General features: G+C 68.6%; 12 protein-coding genes. 7 read left to right on the forward strand and 5 right to left on the reverse strand.

All coding sequences use genetic code 11. The annotated features are described in order from the left end of the window. Positions 1–69: 69 nt before the first annotated feature. Positions 70–1,218 (forward strand): PQQ-dependent sugar dehydrogenase, encoded by a 1,149-nt coding sequence (locus H0264_RS33265; protein ID WP_181581214.1) that lies wholly within the window; start codon positions 70–72, stop codon positions 1,216–1,218. A 125-nt stretch (positions 1,219–1,343) separates the two neighbouring features. On the opposite strand, the gene gatB is transcribed toward H0264_RS33265, so the two are convergent. From gatB to H0264_RS33285, 4 genes are read right to left on the reverse strand one after another with little or no spacing between them, the layout of a single operon-like run. After that, on the reverse strand, positions 1,344–2,858 hold the full coding sequence (gene gatB / locus H0264_RS33270) for an Asp-tRNA(Asn)/Glu-tRNA(Gln) amidotransferase subunit GatB (protein WP_420832009.1): 1,515 nt from the start codon (positions 2,856–2,858) through the stop codon (positions 1,344–1,346). Between the two features lie 25 nt (positions 2,859–2,883). Next, complete coding sequence (locus H0264_RS33275) at positions 2,884–5,379, reverse strand: FtsX-like permease family protein (protein ID WP_181581216.1); 2,496 nt, start codon at positions 5,377–5,379, stop codon at positions 2,884–2,886. Continuing rightward, positions 5,376–6,143, reverse strand: coding sequence for an ABC transporter ATP-binding protein (locus H0264_RS33280; RefSeq protein WP_181581217.1), 768 nt, complete (start codon positions 6,141–6,143; stop codon positions 5,376–5,378). The genes H0264_RS33275 and H0264_RS33280 overlap by 4 nt, the downstream gene beginning before the upstream one ends. Positions 6,144–6,170: 27 nt before the next feature. Next, a complete protein-coding gene (locus H0264_RS33285; protein WP_181581218.1) occupies positions 6,171–6,503 on the reverse strand; it encodes a hypothetical protein in 333 nt (110 codons plus the stop codon). A 189-nt stretch (positions 6,504–6,692) separates the two neighbouring features. Between H0264_RS33285 and H0264_RS33290 the strand changes: the two genes are divergently transcribed. The 6 genes from H0264_RS33290 to H0264_RS33315 all read left to right on the forward strand — a co-directional run bounded on the left by H0264_RS33290 (position 6,693) and on the right by H0264_RS33315 (position 13,781). Further along, positions 6,693–8,063, forward strand: coding sequence for a sensor histidine kinase (locus H0264_RS33290; protein WP_181581219.1), 1,371 nt, complete (start codon positions 6,693–6,695; stop codon positions 8,061–8,063). 29 nt (positions 8,064–8,092) lie between these two features. Continuing rightward, on the forward strand, positions 8,093–8,743 hold the full coding sequence (locus H0264_RS33295) for a response regulator (protein WP_181586013.1): 651 nt from the start codon (positions 8,093–8,095) through the stop codon (positions 8,741–8,743). 58 nt (positions 8,744–8,801) lie between these two features. Further along, the gene (locus tag H0264_RS33300; protein ID WP_231084538.1) at positions 8,802–10,607 is read left to right on the forward strand and encodes a serine/threonine-protein kinase; all 1,806 of its coding nucleotides are present in this window, start codon (positions 8,802–8,804) and stop codon (positions 10,605–10,607) included. After that, positions 10,597–11,538 carry a serine hydrolase gene (locus H0264_RS33305; protein WP_181581220.1) on the forward strand — a complete coding sequence of 314 codons (942 nt, stop codon included), beginning with the start codon at positions 10,597–10,599 and terminating at the stop codon, positions 11,536–11,538. The genes H0264_RS33300 and H0264_RS33305 overlap by 11 nt, the downstream gene beginning before the upstream one ends. A 239-nt stretch (positions 11,539–11,777) precedes the next feature. Further along, on the forward strand, positions 11,778–12,683 hold the full coding sequence (locus H0264_RS33310) for a serine hydrolase (protein ID WP_231084537.1): 906 nt from the start codon (positions 11,778–11,780) through the stop codon (positions 12,681–12,683). Between the two features lie 66 nt (positions 12,684–12,749). Continuing rightward, positions 12,750–13,781, forward strand: coding sequence for an ATP-dependent 6-phosphofructokinase (locus H0264_RS33315; protein ID WP_181581221.1), 1,032 nt, complete (start codon positions 12,750–12,752; stop codon positions 13,779–13,781). A 51-nt stretch (positions 13,782–13,832) separates the two neighbouring features. Here H0264_RS33315 and H0264_RS33320 read toward each other — a convergent pair whose 3' ends face one another. Then, a complete protein-coding gene (locus H0264_RS33320; protein ID WP_181581222.1) occupies positions 13,833–14,771 on the reverse strand; it encodes a DMT family transporter in 939 nt (312 codons plus the stop codon). Positions 14,772–14,868: the final 97 nt, after the last annotated feature.

Genomic DNA, 14,868 nt, shown 5'->3' on the forward strand with positions numbered 1-14,868 from the left:
CGCCGCGACATGGCGAAGTCGACGACCCCGTCCGAGCGTGCGCGGCGGGTTTTCCGTAACGTCTGAGCCATGAGTTCGTTCCGAGGCCGAACCGGGGTGCGCGCGGGGAAGGTCAGCCTCAGCATTCTGATCGCCGCCGTGCTGGCGACCGGCTGCGCCCGCTTCGACGATTCGGCGTCCGGTCCCTTCACGACCGAACCCACCTGGAAGGACGCCGATTTCGGCCCGGAGAAGCCGTCGCCGACCACCAGCACCAAGCCCGAGGGGCCGTGCATCGACCAGGCCGACGGGGTGGTGGGCACCTGCTTCGACGTCACCTCGGGCGTGGTCGGGCTGCCCGACGGCACCACAGGGCTGGTGGGCGAGCTCAAGACCGGCGGCATCTACAAGATCGACTCCGCTGATCCGACGCCCATGCCGCCCGCGCACGTGGCCCCGAAGATCGCGCAGCTGGACGTGGACGGCTCCGGCGACGGCGGCCTGTCCGACATCACCATCTCGCCGACCTATTACGAGGACGGCCTGATGTACGCCTACATCACCACGCCGAGCGACAACCGGGTGGTACGCATCGGCGAGGACGGCACACCCAAGCCGATCCTCACCGGAATCCCCAAGAGCGCCACCGGCAATCACGGCGCCATCGAATTCATCAGCGAGACCGACATGCTGGTGCTCACCGGCGACGCCGGGGACCCCGCGGCGGCCGCGAACCCGAACTCCCTGGCGGGCAAGCTGTTGCGGATCAAACTGACCCCGGGCGCGACCTCGCAGCCCGAGGTCGTCACCTCCGGCATCGCGACCGCGGGCGATGTGTGCGTCGGGCCCGGCGGCACCATCTGGGTCACCGATCGCACCGCGGTCGAGGACCGGCTGCGTCGCGTCACCCCCGACGGCGCGCTGGTCACCGGCTGGACCTGGACCGACCATCCAGGCGTGGCCGGTTGCGTGGCCGCCGCCGACTCGGTGTCGGTCGCCATGACCGAGGCCAAGGGCCTGGCGATCGCCGCCGCGGACAAGGACACCCACGCCATCACCGCGGTGCCGAGCCTGCAGTACCAGAACACGTGGGGCCGCCTCAACGGTGCGGCCCCGGGCCCCAACGGCTCGCTGTGGCTGGCCACGGTCAACAAGGCCCCCGGCGGTGAGCCCGGACCCAACGACGACCGCGTCATCCTGATCTCGCCGCTCGCGGCGCAGGGCAGCGGACCGGACTAGCCAGCACCAGAAAGACCTGTGGCGCACAGCGGAAGCTGTGCGCCACAGGTGCTTTCAGAGCAAGGTGCGAATACGGCGGTGGCGCACGGTTTTCACCGTGCGCCACCGGCGGATTCGGAGGCTGGTCAGCCTTCGACGCCGCAGGCGGCCAATACCAGTTCGCGCACGCGGGCGGCGTCGGCCTGGCCGCGGGTGGCCTTCATGACGTCGCCGACGACCTTGCCGGCGGCCTGGACCTTGCCGGAGCGGATCTTCTCGGCGATGTCGGGGTTGGCGGCGAGGGCCTTCTCGACCTCGGCCTGCAGGGCGGAGTCGTCGGAGACCATGCCGAGGCCCTTGGCTTCGACGATCTGGGCGGGTTCGCCCTCACCGGCGAGGACGAAGTCCACGACCTGCTTGGCGACCTTGTTGTTGATGGTCTTGGCCTCGACCAGCCCGGCCACCTCGGCGACCTGCTTCGGGGTGATGGGCAGGTCCTCGAGGGCGACCTCGCGCTCCTTGGCCTTCTCGGTGAGGTAGGCGACCCACCAGGAGCGGGCCGCGTCCACCGAGGCGCCGGCGTCCACGGTCGCGATGATCAGGTCGAGGGCACCGGCATTGACCAGGTCGCGGAACACCTCGTCGGACAGACCCCAGTCGGCCTGGATGCGGGCGCGCCGCAGCCACGGGTATTCCGGGATGGTGCCGCGCAGCGATTCCACCCACGCCGCGTCCGGTGCGACCGGCTCGAGGTCGGGTTCCGGGAAGTAGCGGTAGTCCTCGGCGGTCTCCTTGGGCCGCCCGGCGGAGGTGGTGCCGTCGGTCTCGTGGAAGTGGCGGGTCTCCATGGTGATGGTGCCGCCCGCGGCCAGCACCGCGGCCTGGCGGCGCATCTCGTAGCGCACCGCGACCTCGACGCTGCGCAGCGAGTTCACGTTCTTGGTCTCGGTGCGGGTGCCGAATTCCTTTGCGCCGATGGGCATCAGGGACACGTTGGCGTCACACCGCAGCGACCCCTGCTCCATCTTCACGTCGGACACGTCGAGGGACTTGAGCACCTCGCGCAGCGCGGTCACATACGCGCGCGCCACCTCCGGAGCCCGCTCCCCCGCCCCGGTGATGGGCTTGGTGACGATCTCGATCAGCGGCACACCGGCCCGGTTGTAGTCGAGCAGCGAGTGCGAAGCGCCGTGGATCCGCCCGGTGGCCCCACCCATGTGGGTGGACTTGCCGGTGTCCTCCTCCATGTGCGCCCGCTCGATGTCGACCCGGAAGGTCGACCCGTCATCGAGCACCACATCCAGGTACCCGTCGGTCGCGATGGGCTCGTCGTACTGGCTGATCTGGTAGTTCTTCGGCTGATCCGGGTAGAAGTAGTTCTTCCGCGCGAACCGCCCCCACGGCGTGATCGAGCAGTTCAGCGCCAATCCGATCCGAATGGCCGACTCCACGGCCTTCTCGTTCACCACCGGCAGCGACCCGGGCAGCCCCAGACACACCGGGCACACCTGCGTATTCGGCTCGGCCCCGAACTCGGTGGGGCAACCGCAGAACATCTTGGTGGCGGTGCCCAGCTCGACATGGACCTCCATACCGAGCACCGGCTCGTACCGGCTGATGACGTCGGAGTAGTCCATCAAGTCGACCGTGGGTGCGCTCATGCGTCCCATCCTATGTAAGTCGCGTTCAGTCGACGGCCAGGGCCTCCACGATGGGGAGGCGGGCGGCTCGGATGGCGGGTGGGATGGAGCCGAGGAGGGCTATGAGCAGGGCGACCGTGGCGTAGACGAGGAGCAGGGGGCCGGGGTCGTAGGTGACGTCGATGGAGACGGCGTTGGTGAGGGCGAGGGTGGCGAGGTAGTGGACGCCTGCGCCTACCGCGAGGCCGAGGGCTGCGCCTATGACGCCGATGCCGGCCGCCTCGGCGAGGACGGTGCGGAGCAGGAAGCGGCGGCTGGTGCCCATGGCTCGCAGGACGCCGAGTTCGCGGCGGCGTTCGAGGACGGAGAGCATGAGGGTGTTGAGGAGGGCGACCGTGGCGACTATGACGACTATCCAGAGGATGGCGTTGCTGATGGAGGTGCCCTGTTTGACGCTGCCGGAGATGAGTTCGACTGTGCGGGCGCCGGTTTCGACTTCGATCTCGGGTGGGACGACGGCGCGGATGGCGGTGCGGACCTCGTCTGCATCGGCTCCGGGGAGGAAGTCGACGCCGAGGATGGTTTCGCCGGGGCGCTGGTACCACTGCTGCATGATGCCCAGGTCGAGCACCACCACGCCGGCGATGGCGGCGAAATAGGGGATCACGTCGAGGATTTCGACCTGGTGGATGCCGGTGGGAGTCGGGAGGTCCAGGGTGTCACCGGTTTTCACGCCGAGGGTGCGGGAGACGTCGCGGGAGATGACGACGCCGTCACCGGCGGCCATGCGGCGCAGGGTTTCCTGGGTCAGGGTGGCGGTGGCGGCCTGGCGGCCCACCCCGTTCTCGAAAGCCTGCAGCATGACTCGGCCGCCGCCGACGGTCGCGAACGCCATCTGGGCGGACCCGGCTCCCTCGACCCCGGGGATGGCCTCGATCTTGGCTTTCAGATCCGCGGGCAGCATGGGGCCGGTGGGGAACTGCTCCATGGTGGTGGGGCTGACGAACGCGCCGGTGACGGCCATGTCGTCGAAGCTCGCCTGAGCGGAGTCGACCATATTGCGGGTGGCATTGCCCATGGCGACGACCGCGGTGACGCCGATCATGACGGTCATGGTGGTGGCCCACACACGCCGGGGCGCACGTTCCACGGTGGTCGCGCCGAGTGCGCCGGGGGCGCCGAAAATCCTTGCCACGGAGGCGATCACGCGCACTATCGGGCCGGTGGCGGCGAAGCACAGCACCACGGCGCCGACAATGGACATGGAGATCGCGGCCAGCGAGTAGATGCCCCAGTCGGCCCGGGCGATGAAGACGGCCGACACCACGAGCACCGCGCCGAGCACGGCCGAGGTCCAGCGCAGCGCCGGTTTCATGGCATCGGCGGCCGATGCTCCGATGGGTGCCAGCGCCTCGATCGGCGCGACCTTGTACACCTGCCGGGCCGCGAGCGCCGAGGCGGCGACGCTGGCCAGCACGCAGGCGGCCACCGCGACCGGGATCGCGTAGCCGGGCACGATGTATTCGGTGCGCGCCTCCACCGATTGCACGATGGCGGCGGGTAGTCGTTCGATGGAGCCGCGGCCCATGATCATGCCGATCCCCGCGCCGACGAATCCGCCGATCAAGCCCAGCAGGGCGGCTTCGGCAATGAGGTCGCGCACCATGGGGGTGCGCCGCCCGCCGATGGCGCGCAGCAGCGACAGCGTCGGACGGCGTTGTGCCACAGCCATACTCATGGCGTTGTAGATGAGGAATGCGGACACGATGAGCGCGGCCGCCGAGGACGCCAGCGTCGAGTACCGCACCAGCGATACCCCGCCGCCGCCCGCCTGAGCGCCGCGCAGGCTCGGATCGGCCACCACGGCGCGTCCGGCGACCTGGTCTGTGAGCGCGGAACGTAGTTGCGCCACATCGGTATTCGGTGCGGCGATGATCTGGATGGAGTCGAGCTTGCCGGCGCGGCCGGTGAGCTTCTGTGCGGTCGGCAGCGCCCCGATGACGATGTGGCCGCCGTTGATGCGCTCGATGGTCTCCCCGTCGAGCACGCCCGCGACGGTGGCGGTGATCCCGCTCAGCGTCAGCGTGTCGCCCTCGCGGTAGCCCATGCTCGCGCCGACCAGAACCCCGTTGGGCACCAGCAGTTTCGCGGCCTGATCGCGCAGCGAGCCGTCCAGATCGCTGCCCAGCGCGGAGACGCTCGAGTCGGCGCCGATGAGCAGCGCCCGCTCGGCGTCGGCGCCGATGCCCTGCCGCAGCATGGGTACCGCCGCCTCGACCCCGGCGACGGTCTTGATCTCGTTCAGCAGCGAGGCGTCGAAGCCCGCGTCGGTGATGCCGCTGATCTCGAGTTCGGCCTTCCCGCCCAGCGAGGCAGTGAGCCGGTCCACCGATCCGGTGATCGACCCGGAGATGCTGAAAACCGACACCAGCAGTGCGGCGGACACGGCCATGACGGCCATGGACATGATCGTGCGGCCCCGGTGCGCGAAGAGCTCACCGATATTGAACAGCCGCAGCCGATCCCACCCGGCGCGGATCATGCGGGCACCTCGTCGGTCACCGTTCCGGCCTGCTCGGCGTCTTTACGGAGTGACGCCGGAACGGTGCGAACCTCCCCGTCGTCGGTGCGTTCCACGCGTTCGTTGGAGCCGATCTGCCCGTCCCGCAGGGTGATCACGCGGTCGCAGTACCGCACCGCACCCATGTCGTGGGTGACCATGACGACCGAATTGCCTTGCCGGGTAATGTCTCCCAGCAGTTGCAGAATGGCCGCGCCGGTCTTGGAGTCGAGGTTGCCGGTGGGTTCGTCGGCCAGGATGAGTGGCGGGTCCATGATGAGCGCCCGCGCCACCGCCACGCGCTGCATCTGCCCGCCGGACAGTTCGGCGGGCCGGTGCTCGGCGCGATCGGAGAGCCCGACCAGATCCAGCAGTTCCAGGGCGCGCGGCTTGGCCTTGCGAAGTCCGGTGCCGTCCAACAGCTTCGGAATGGCCACGTTCTCCCACGCCGACAGGGTCGGCAGCAGGTTGAAGAACTGGAAGACGAAACCGACCTGATGTCGCCGGAATTCGGATTGGCGGTCATCGTCGAGACCGCCGATCTCCTTGTCCTGGAATCGAATCGACCCCGAGTCCGGGGAATCCAGTGCGCCGAGCAGATGCAGCAGCGTGCTCTTGCCCGATCCGGACGGCCCGATGATCGCGGTGAACTCCCCCGGTTCGATGCGCAGGCTGATCCGGTCCAGGGCGCGCACGCTCTGCTCGCCGATCCGGTATTCCTTGGTGACGTCGGTCAATTCCAGCATGGTCGTTCCCCTCGTAGATCGGCTGGATCAGCTCGCCAGCGCGCGTGGTCGCGAACGGCGGGTATAGATGCGATCGGTGTCGTAGCGGTCGAGCACGGCACGCAGCGCCGGCTGTTCGGCGGCCAGCTCCTCGTGCACCTGCAGTGCCGATTTGCCTTGGGCCAGTGCTTCTTCCAATTTCACGGTGAGATGGTTCTCCCACCGGTTGCGCAGCGCCGCCAGCACGCCGTCGGGTCCGCCGAAGAGGCGTTCGAGGTCCGGCAGGCCGTCGAACAGCGTGGTGTCAGCGGGATTTCGGGCCGCCCGGTCCAGGACGGCGTGCAGGATGTCGGTGCGTGCGTGCAGGTCTTTCCACGACATGGCCCCCAACCTTTCGTAGCGCGCCCGGTCGGTTCGGTACCGGGCATTGTGCCGATAATCCTCACGCTACGGTCGGGATTCCCCGCTGTCGTCGTGCCGCGGACGCGACTGTGGCTCCTACCGTGGTAGGAGCGCGCACCCTGCTCGCGCACGATGTACGCCGTCGAACGCTGCGACTACTCTGGCAGAGTGAACGTGACCAATGCCACCCCTCGGGCCACCGGGCAGACGTTACGTGACGGAGCCCGGAACAGCGGCGAGCGTCTGAGACGTTTTCTGCGACATCCGATCGACGAGTGCCGCCGGAACATGGCCGAATTGCCGTACGACTACCCGGTCGCGGCCATGTGGCTGTTCGACATCATGCTGCTCGGTGTGGCCGTGATCGGCGTGCTGCAGCGATACAGCTATTTCCCCAGCCCACTGCCTATCCTGGCGCTGCTGACCGCCTATGCGATCGGCCCGGTGTACATGGTGTCCGGCTGGCTGATGCCGCCGGTGACGATGGGCATCGTGACTGCGGTGTCCGGTGCGCTGTTCATGGTGCAGCCGGTGAACATCGATGTCGCTCCATTCGTCTTGATCGCCGGCGCCGGTCAGCTCGGAGCCATCGCCTCCTCCCGCGTCAGCCTGCCGTTCGCCGGGCTCTATCTGCTGGAACTGCTGTTCTTCGAACGAATCGGATACCTCGACGAGGGCATCCTCATGTACGGCCCGGCCGTACTGTTCGGCTGGATGGTCGGGCGCATGATGCAGTACCAGCGCAAGGACCTGTATCAGGAGCGCGAATATCAGGAGATCCGCGCCGGGCAGGCCGCCGACGAAGAGCGCCGCCGCATCGCGCGCGAGGTGCATGACGTGATCGCGCATTCGCTGTCCATCACGCTGCTGCACGTGACCGCCGCCCGACACGCCCTGCAAACCGATCGCGATGTGGACGAGGCGGTGGACGCGCTCACCGATGCCGAGCGGCTGGGCCGCCAGGCTATGGCCGATATCCGGCGCACGGTCGGGCTGCTGGGTGAACGGACCTCACCACAGACCCCCGAGCCCGGCCTGGACGACATCCCGGATCTGGTGGCGGATTTCGTGCGCGCGGGCATGGAGGTCGACTGTCACGTCGAAGGCGATCCGGGTGGTGTCACGGCGGCGCTCGGGCTGGCGGTGTACCGGGTCAGCCAGGAATCGCTGGCCAATATCGCCAAGCACGCACCCGGTGCGCAGGCGTGGGTGCGAATCAAGTTGGGCGTCAAGGACATCACCGTCCAGGTGACGAACACGCTGCCCGCCGGGGCCATCACCCGTCCGGGCCGCGGTATGGGCATTTCCGGTATGCGGCAGCGGATTACGCTGCTGGGCGGCATCCTGCTGGCCGGGCGCGGCGGTGACGGCTGGCGGGTGGAGGCGCGCATTCCCATGCACGGCCCCGACCCGCACCTGCCGTGTGTGGCCCTGGCCCGCAGCGCCGACGCCTCGGTGCGCTCGATCGTGCAGTCGATGACCGCGAAGTGGCAGGACGATCGTCCCGGCCCCCGCGGAGGAATCCAGGAGGGCATGTGACCGCGCAGACCGACGAGGAATTCGTCGAGGTGCTCGTCGTCGACGATCAGGAGCTGGTGCGCGGCGGACTGCGCCGAATCCTGCGCCGCAGAGACGGTTTCGTCGTCAGCGAGTGCGCCGACGGGGATGAGGTGCCCGCCGCGCTCGCCGCGCACCGCCCGCATGTGGTGCTCATGGATCTGCGCATGAAGCGCATCGGCGGCATCGAGGCCACGCGCGCCCTGCGCACGCGCGCGGATTCCCCGCCGGTGCTGGTGCTCACCACCTTCGATGATGATCAATTGCTATCCGGGGCATTACGTGCGGGGGCGGCCGGTTTCATCCTCAAGGACTCCCCCGCCGAGGATCTGATCCGCGCGGTGCGCACGGTCGCCGCGGGCGGTTCCTGGTTGGATCCGTCGGTGACGCCCCGGGTGCTGTCGGCGTACCGCTCCGCGCGCCCGCCCGCCCCGTCCGATTCCCGGCTGCCCGAACTCACTTCGCGTGAACTCGAGGTGCTCGAACTCATCGGCAAGGGCAGGCTCAACGGGGAGATCGCGCGCGCCCTGGGGATCTCCGAGGTGACCGTGAAAAGCCATGTCGGCCACATCTTCGGGAAGCTGGGGTTACGGGATCGAGCTGCGGCGATCGTCTTCGCGTTTGACCACGGCGTCGTCGCACCGGGAGAATCCAATGCTTAGGGGGCGGGTCGCGAATACCTAGTGCGCTGCCCGCCCATGGAGTTGGAGGTTGGACGGGGTGGATGCACCGCCATCGCGGGCCGGGAGCAGGTTCGGCCCGTACGAGTTGCGCTCGCTGCTGGGCAGGGGCGGCATGGGGGAGGTCTACGAGGCGTACGACGCTTCGAAGGACCGGGTCGTAGCGCTCAAACTGCTACCCGCCGAGCTCGCCAAGGACCCCTCCTATCAGGAACGTTTCCGCCGGGAGTCGCAGGCGGCGGCGCGGTTGGCCGAACCGCACATCATTCCGATCCACGACTGGGGCGAGATCGACGGTGTGCTGTACATCGATATGCGGCTGGTGCGCGGGCAGGATCTGCGCACGCTGCTCGATACGCAGGGGCCGATGGATCCGCTGCGCGCCATCGCCATCGTCGAGCAGATCGCGGCGGCGCTGGATGCCGCGCACTACTCGGGTCTCGTGCACCGGGATGTGAAACCCGCCAATATTCTTGTCACTGATGCGGATTTCGCATATCTGGCGGATTTCGGCATTGCGCGCACCGAGGGCGATTCCACCATCACCATGACCGGCACCGCGGTCGGGTCCTACGCGTATATGGCACCGGAGCGGTTCGACGCCGGACCGGTCACCGGCCGCGCGGACCTGTACGCGCTGGGCTGTGTGCTGCACGAATGCGTCACGGGCAATAAGCCGTTCGAGGCGCAGAACATGAGCGGGCTTATCCGCGCGCATCTTTCGGAGCCGCCGCCGCGAGCGAGCATGCAGCGCCCGGGTATTCCGGTCGCGCTGGACGCCATCGTGGGCCGGGCGCTGGCCAAGGATCCCAATGCGCGGTTCTACACCGCGGGTGAGTTCGCCCGCGCCGCGCGCACGGCGCTGACCGGTGGGCCGGTGACCGCGCCGCCCACCGAGGTGATCCGGCCGGGCCGCACCGTGCCGCCCGCCGCCGCGGTGCCGCCCGGGGTGCTGCCGCCCGCGGGAGCCGTGCCACCCGCCGGATCGGTGCCGTCCGCGCCGACCATGCGCAACTCCTCCCCCGGCTATCCGCAGCCGCCGGTCGGCAATGCGGATCCGACTCTGCTGCAACCGAATACCGGTTCCTACCCGCCGTACACCACCGGTAGTTTCCGGGTGGTCGCGCCGGAGACGGAACCGTCGGAACCGGAGCTGCCGAAGATCCTGCCGACGGATCCGACCACGGTGCGGGTGAGCGATTTCCACTACACGCCGCTGCCGCAGTCGGCGCAGCAGCAGGCGGTGTGGGGGCATGCGGACAGCCGGCAGCAGGATTTCCCGTACGCGCCCGCGCCCGATCCCTCGCTGTATCCGACCTCGGAGCATCCGCGGGTGGACCCGGCTCCCCCGCCGGCGTACCGGCCCTCGCGGCGCAAGTCTCTCGCGGGCCCGCTGGCGATCGGCGTGCTGGTGATCGCGCTGGCCGCCATCGCGGGTGCGGTGGGCTGGCAAGTCCGCGACGGCTCCGGCAACGAATCACCGAATACGACGGTGGCGCAGGACAATCCGGAGGTCAAGCTGCCGCTGTCACAACCGAAGACCACGACGACGTCCCCGGCGCAGACCACGGTCCAGCTGCCGGCGGGCGCCACGCCGTGTCCGGCGGTGTATCCGTCCACCAACGGATTAACCGTGTCCGCGATCGGAAGTACTGTCACCAGTTGTCCTTTCGCGGAAGAAGTACGACGTGCCTATGCTGCCGCGGGTGGGGGCCAGCAGGGCGCGGCGGCTAGTGTTGTGGCGGTCAGCCCGGTCACCGGCCGGGCTTACACGATGAACTGCACTGCTGCAGGCAAATTGGTCACCTGCATCGGTGGTGAGAACGCGGTGGTGTATGTCTACTGACCCTATTCCGGCCTGTCGTAAGGCCATTGCCCGCTGTGTCGCGGTGGCGACGCTGTTCGCGGTCTCCGCGTGCGGCCTCGACTCCGGCACGCCGGGCACGCCCGCGCCGGATCCGAATGGGATCGTTCCGGTCGCGGAGGGGAACGGCATCGCGATGCTGGCGCCCAATCTGCCGGATCTGCTCGATTTGCCGAAAACCGTGAATTTCGCAACGGATTTCGCGGATCTGCAGGCCAGCATCGACGGCCGCATCGGGCTGGCCGTCATGCCGGTCGGCGGCGGGGACATCACCCAGTTCGGCGACTGGACCACCGGTATCGCCTGGTCCACCATCAAGGTGCCGATCGCGCTGGCCGCGCTGCGCAACGACCCGACCGGGATGCGCTCGCTGGCCGAGGCCGCCATCACCTACTCGGACAACGGTGCGGCGCAGACCCTCTGGAATTCGCTGGGCAGCGACGGCGAGGCCGCCGACATCGTGCAGCAGGTGCTGCACGAGGCGGGTGACGACAATACCGATATCGGTGGCCGGCACACCCAGCTCGCCCAGCTCGGTTCCGATGAGCTGATCGCCTTCGGCGCGACGAATTGGACGCTGTCCGACCAGGTTCGGTTCGCGGCCAAGCTGCCGTGCATGCCGCGCGCGAACTCGGTGGTCTCGCTCATGAGTGAGATCACCCATGATCAGAGCTGGGGCCTGGGCCGATTGATCGGCGCGGAGTTCAAGGGCGGCTGGGGTCCCGACGACGACACCGGCTTCTACACCGTGCGCCAGTTCGGCCTGGTTCCGACGCTGTCCGGGCCGGTCGCGGTCGCGATGGCGGCCGAACCCGCGTCCGGTTCGTTCGAGGACGCCACCGACATCATGGATCGCATGGCCCTGCTGCTGGCCGATCATCTGCAGGACCTACGCGGCGGCGACTGCTCCTGACCACACGGTACGGAGGTGCGCGGCGGTGAAAGCCGGGCGCGCACATCCGAATCGGCGGCGCATGTGCGAATCGAACAGAGACACAGCCCGAATCGGACATCGGCCCGCGAAAAACCGCCATACGCACCGCGTTTGACCCCGACGCCGGAACCCACAACAATCCCTTCGGATTGACGGGTTTAGGTGTGTCCGCTAGGAACAGGGACTTACCGGCACCCGGTGACGATGGAGGTAACGGGGTGGAGACACCGCACACGCGAAGCGCCGCCACGCGGCGATTCGCTCGCGCGGCGGCCTGTGGCGCGGTCGCGCTGCTGGTGGGCGTGCTGACCGGATGCGGAAGCAAACCTCCGCTGGAGCCGGACGCCCCCAGCACGATCGGACGCGGCACCTCCGGGGCTCCCGGCACCGTCATGGCCCTGCCGGGCACGCTCGCCTGGTCGTTCACCAACGAGCTACTACCCACGCTGAACGGCGAGGCCGGGCTGGCCATCGTGTCGGTCGGCGGGGATCGCATCACGCCGCTGGGCAATTGGACCTCCGGGCCGGCCTGGTCGACCATGAAGGTGCCGCTCACCCTCGCCGCGCTGCGGGAGAACTCGGGGTACTCCGGGTCGGCCACCTCCGCGATCACCTACTCGGACAATTCGGCCGCCGATGCGCTGTGGCAGTCGCTGGGCACGCCGGATGTGGCGGCGTCGGCCGTCGAGGCGGTGCTGCGCGAGGGCGGGGACGCCGTCACCAAGGTGCCCTCGACGCGTTCGCGCTCGGAGTATTCGGCGTTCGGACAAGCCGACTGGTCGCTCTCCGACCAGCTGCGCTTCGCGGCCAAACTGCCCTGCCTGCCGCAGGCGGATTCGGTCACCGGGCTCATGGGCAAGATCAGCTACGGGCAGCGCTGGGGACTGGGCACCCTCGAGGGCGCCGAATTCAAGGGCGGCTGGGGACCCGACGCCAACGGCAAATACCTGGTCCGGCAATTCGGACTGATTCCGGTGAGCGGCGGCCAGGTCGCCATCGCCATTGCCGCCCAGCCCACCTCGGGCTCCTTCGACGAGGGCACCACCATGCTCACCAAGGTGGCGACCCTGATCAACCAGCATCTCGACGAGCTCCGCGGCGGCACCTGCGCCGGCGCCCACTGAATTCGTAACGAGCGGTTCACGGGGGTGCGGCCCACCGATGTCCGGACAGAGGGCAAGATGGGTCGCATGCGCATCGGAGTCTTGACCGGAGGCGGAGACTGCCCAGGCTTGAACGCGGTGATTCGTGCTGTCGTTCGTACCGCGAACGGCCGCTGGGGGGATGCGATCGTCGGGTTCCAGGACGGGTGGCGCGGCCTACTCGAGGATCGCAAGATCCAGATTCTCAACAATGACCGCACCGACCGGCTGCTCACCAAGGGCGGCACCATGCTCGGCACCGCCCGCACCAATCCCGATGTGCTGCGGGCCGGATTGCCGCGCATCAAACAGACCCTCGACGACAACGGCATCGACGCGCTCATCCCGATCGGCGGCGAAGGCACGCTGACCGCGGCCAGCTGGCTGGCCGACGAGGGCGTGCCGGTGGTGGGCGTGCCCAAGACCATCGACAACGACATCGACTGCACCGACACCACTTTCGGCCACGACACCGCCGTCTCCATTGCCACCGAGGCCATCGACCGCCTGCACACCACCGCGGAATCGCATCAGCGCGTCATGCTGGTGGAGGTCATGGGGCGGCATGCCGGGTGGATCGCCATCAACTCCGGGATCGCCTCCGGCGCGCACCTGACCCTGGTCCCCGAGGTGCCCTTCGATGTGGACGAAGTGTGCGCCATGGTGAAACGCCGCTTCCAGCGCGGGGATTCGCACTTCATCTGCGTGGTCGCCGAAGGCGCGCACCCCGATCCCAAATCCATGACCCTGCGCGACGGCGGCATCGACGAGTTCGGACACGTGCGCTTCACCGGTGTGGCGCAGCAGCTCGCGCCGGAGATCGAGCGGCGCATCGGCAAGGAGGTGCGGGTGACCGTGCTCGGCCACGTGCAGCGCGGCGGCACCCCCACCCCGTACGACCGGGTACTTGCCACCCGCTTCGGCGTACACGCCGCCGAGGCCGTGCACGCCGGGAACTTCGGCCAGATGGTGGCGCTGCGCGGCAGCGAAATCGAGCTCGTGCCGTTGTCCGAGGCCACCAAGCAGCTGAAACTCGTTCCGCAGGACCGGTATCGGGAAGCGGCCGCGTTCTTCGGCTGAGCCACAGCGCGATTCGGGCCCCGCACCGGTTGGTGCGGGGCCCGAATGCTGTCAGGCCAGCTGCACCAGCGCGCAGCCCAGGATGAGCGCGGCCAGGCCGCCGAGCCGCTCGACCGTGATCGGTGTGGCGGGCAGCTGGAACCAGCCGCGATGGTCGATGACGGCCGAGGCCAGCTGCTGCCCGGTGACCGTGAGCGCAATGGTGGTGGCCGCGCCGATATGCGGGATCACCGAGAAGGTCACCGTCACATAGGTTGCCGCCGCCACGCCGCCCAGCCAGCCCCACCATGGCACCGTGCGCAGCGGCGCGACCCGCGGGGCCGGGCTGCGGCCGGTGGCGAGCAGGACCAGCAGCACGATGGCGATGGTCGCCGTCGCCACCAGGAACGACCACAGGCCGGTGGCGAACGGATCACCGAAATCCGTGCGCAGGGCGGCATTCACCGCGCCCTGGATCGGCAGCACCGCACCGGCGAACAGGCCCAGCAGGATCCAGCCGACCCGCGACAGCGGCGAGCCCTGGTTTCGACCGCCGCTCAGCTGGCTGCGGATCACCACCACGATGCCGACCAGCACCGCCACCGCACCGAGCAGCATTCCCCCACCGGGAGAACGCTTCTCGACACCGAGCAGGCCGCCCAGATCGATCGCGATGGAGGCGAACATCTGCCCGGTCACGAACAAGCCGACCGAGGCCAGCGCGCCCAGCCGGGGAAACAGCAGGATGGCGCTGGTGATGTAGATCGGCGAGGCGATGCCGCCCAGCAGTTTCCACGGCGAGTCCGCCGCCACCGCACCGAGCGCACCGAAAGCGCCCCAGCCACCGGCTATTCCGGCGACCACCGCGAGCAGCAGCGCCGAAATACCCAATTGCACCGTGGAAGCGCCATAGGGCGTGCCCGCCGCCTTGTTGAGTTGCAGATTCACCGAGGCTTGCACGGCGAGCAGACCGCCGACGGCCAGCGCCGCGGCCAGATACAGGAGAGTCACGACACCCTTTCCGAAAGTGAGAAGGATCAACCCCATTCACTGTCGTCCGCGGAAATAGCCTGATCAACGCCGAAATCCGCAATGCCGCATGACTTCA

Source organism: Nocardia huaxiensis (assembly GCF_013744875.1).
Classification (GTDB): Bacteria; Actinomycetota; Actinomycetes; order Mycobacteriales; family Mycobacteriaceae; genus Nocardia; species Nocardia huaxiensis.

Excerpts from the sequence above, each read along its gene's own strand:
- H0264_RS33315 (WP_181581221.1), top strand. The coding sequence starts at position 12,750 with ATGCGCATCGGAGTCTTGACCGGAGGCGGAGACTGCCCAGGCTTGAAC.
- gatB (WP_420832009.1), bottom strand. The coding sequence starts at position 2,858 with ATGAGCGCACCCACGGTCGACTTGATGGACTACTCCGACGTCATCAGC.
- H0264_RS33265 (WP_181581214.1), top strand. The coding sequence starts at position 70 with ATGAGTTCGTTCCGAGGCCGAACCGGGGTGCGCGCGGGGAAGGTCAGC.
- H0264_RS33305 (WP_181581220.1), top strand. The coding sequence starts at position 10,597 with ATGTCTACTGACCCTATTCCGGCCTGTCGTAAGGCCATTGCCCGCTGT.
- H0264_RS33285 (WP_181581218.1), bottom strand. The coding sequence starts at position 6,503 with ATGTCGTGGAAAGACCTGCACGCACGCACCGACATCCTGCACGCCGTC.
- H0264_RS33275 (WP_181581216.1), bottom strand. The coding sequence starts at position 5,379 with ATGATCCGCGCCGGGTGGGATCGGCTGCGGCTGTTCAATATCGGTGAG.
- H0264_RS33280 (WP_181581217.1), bottom strand. The coding sequence starts at position 6,143 with ATGCTGGAATTGACCGACGTCACCAAGGAATACCGGATCGGCGAGCAG.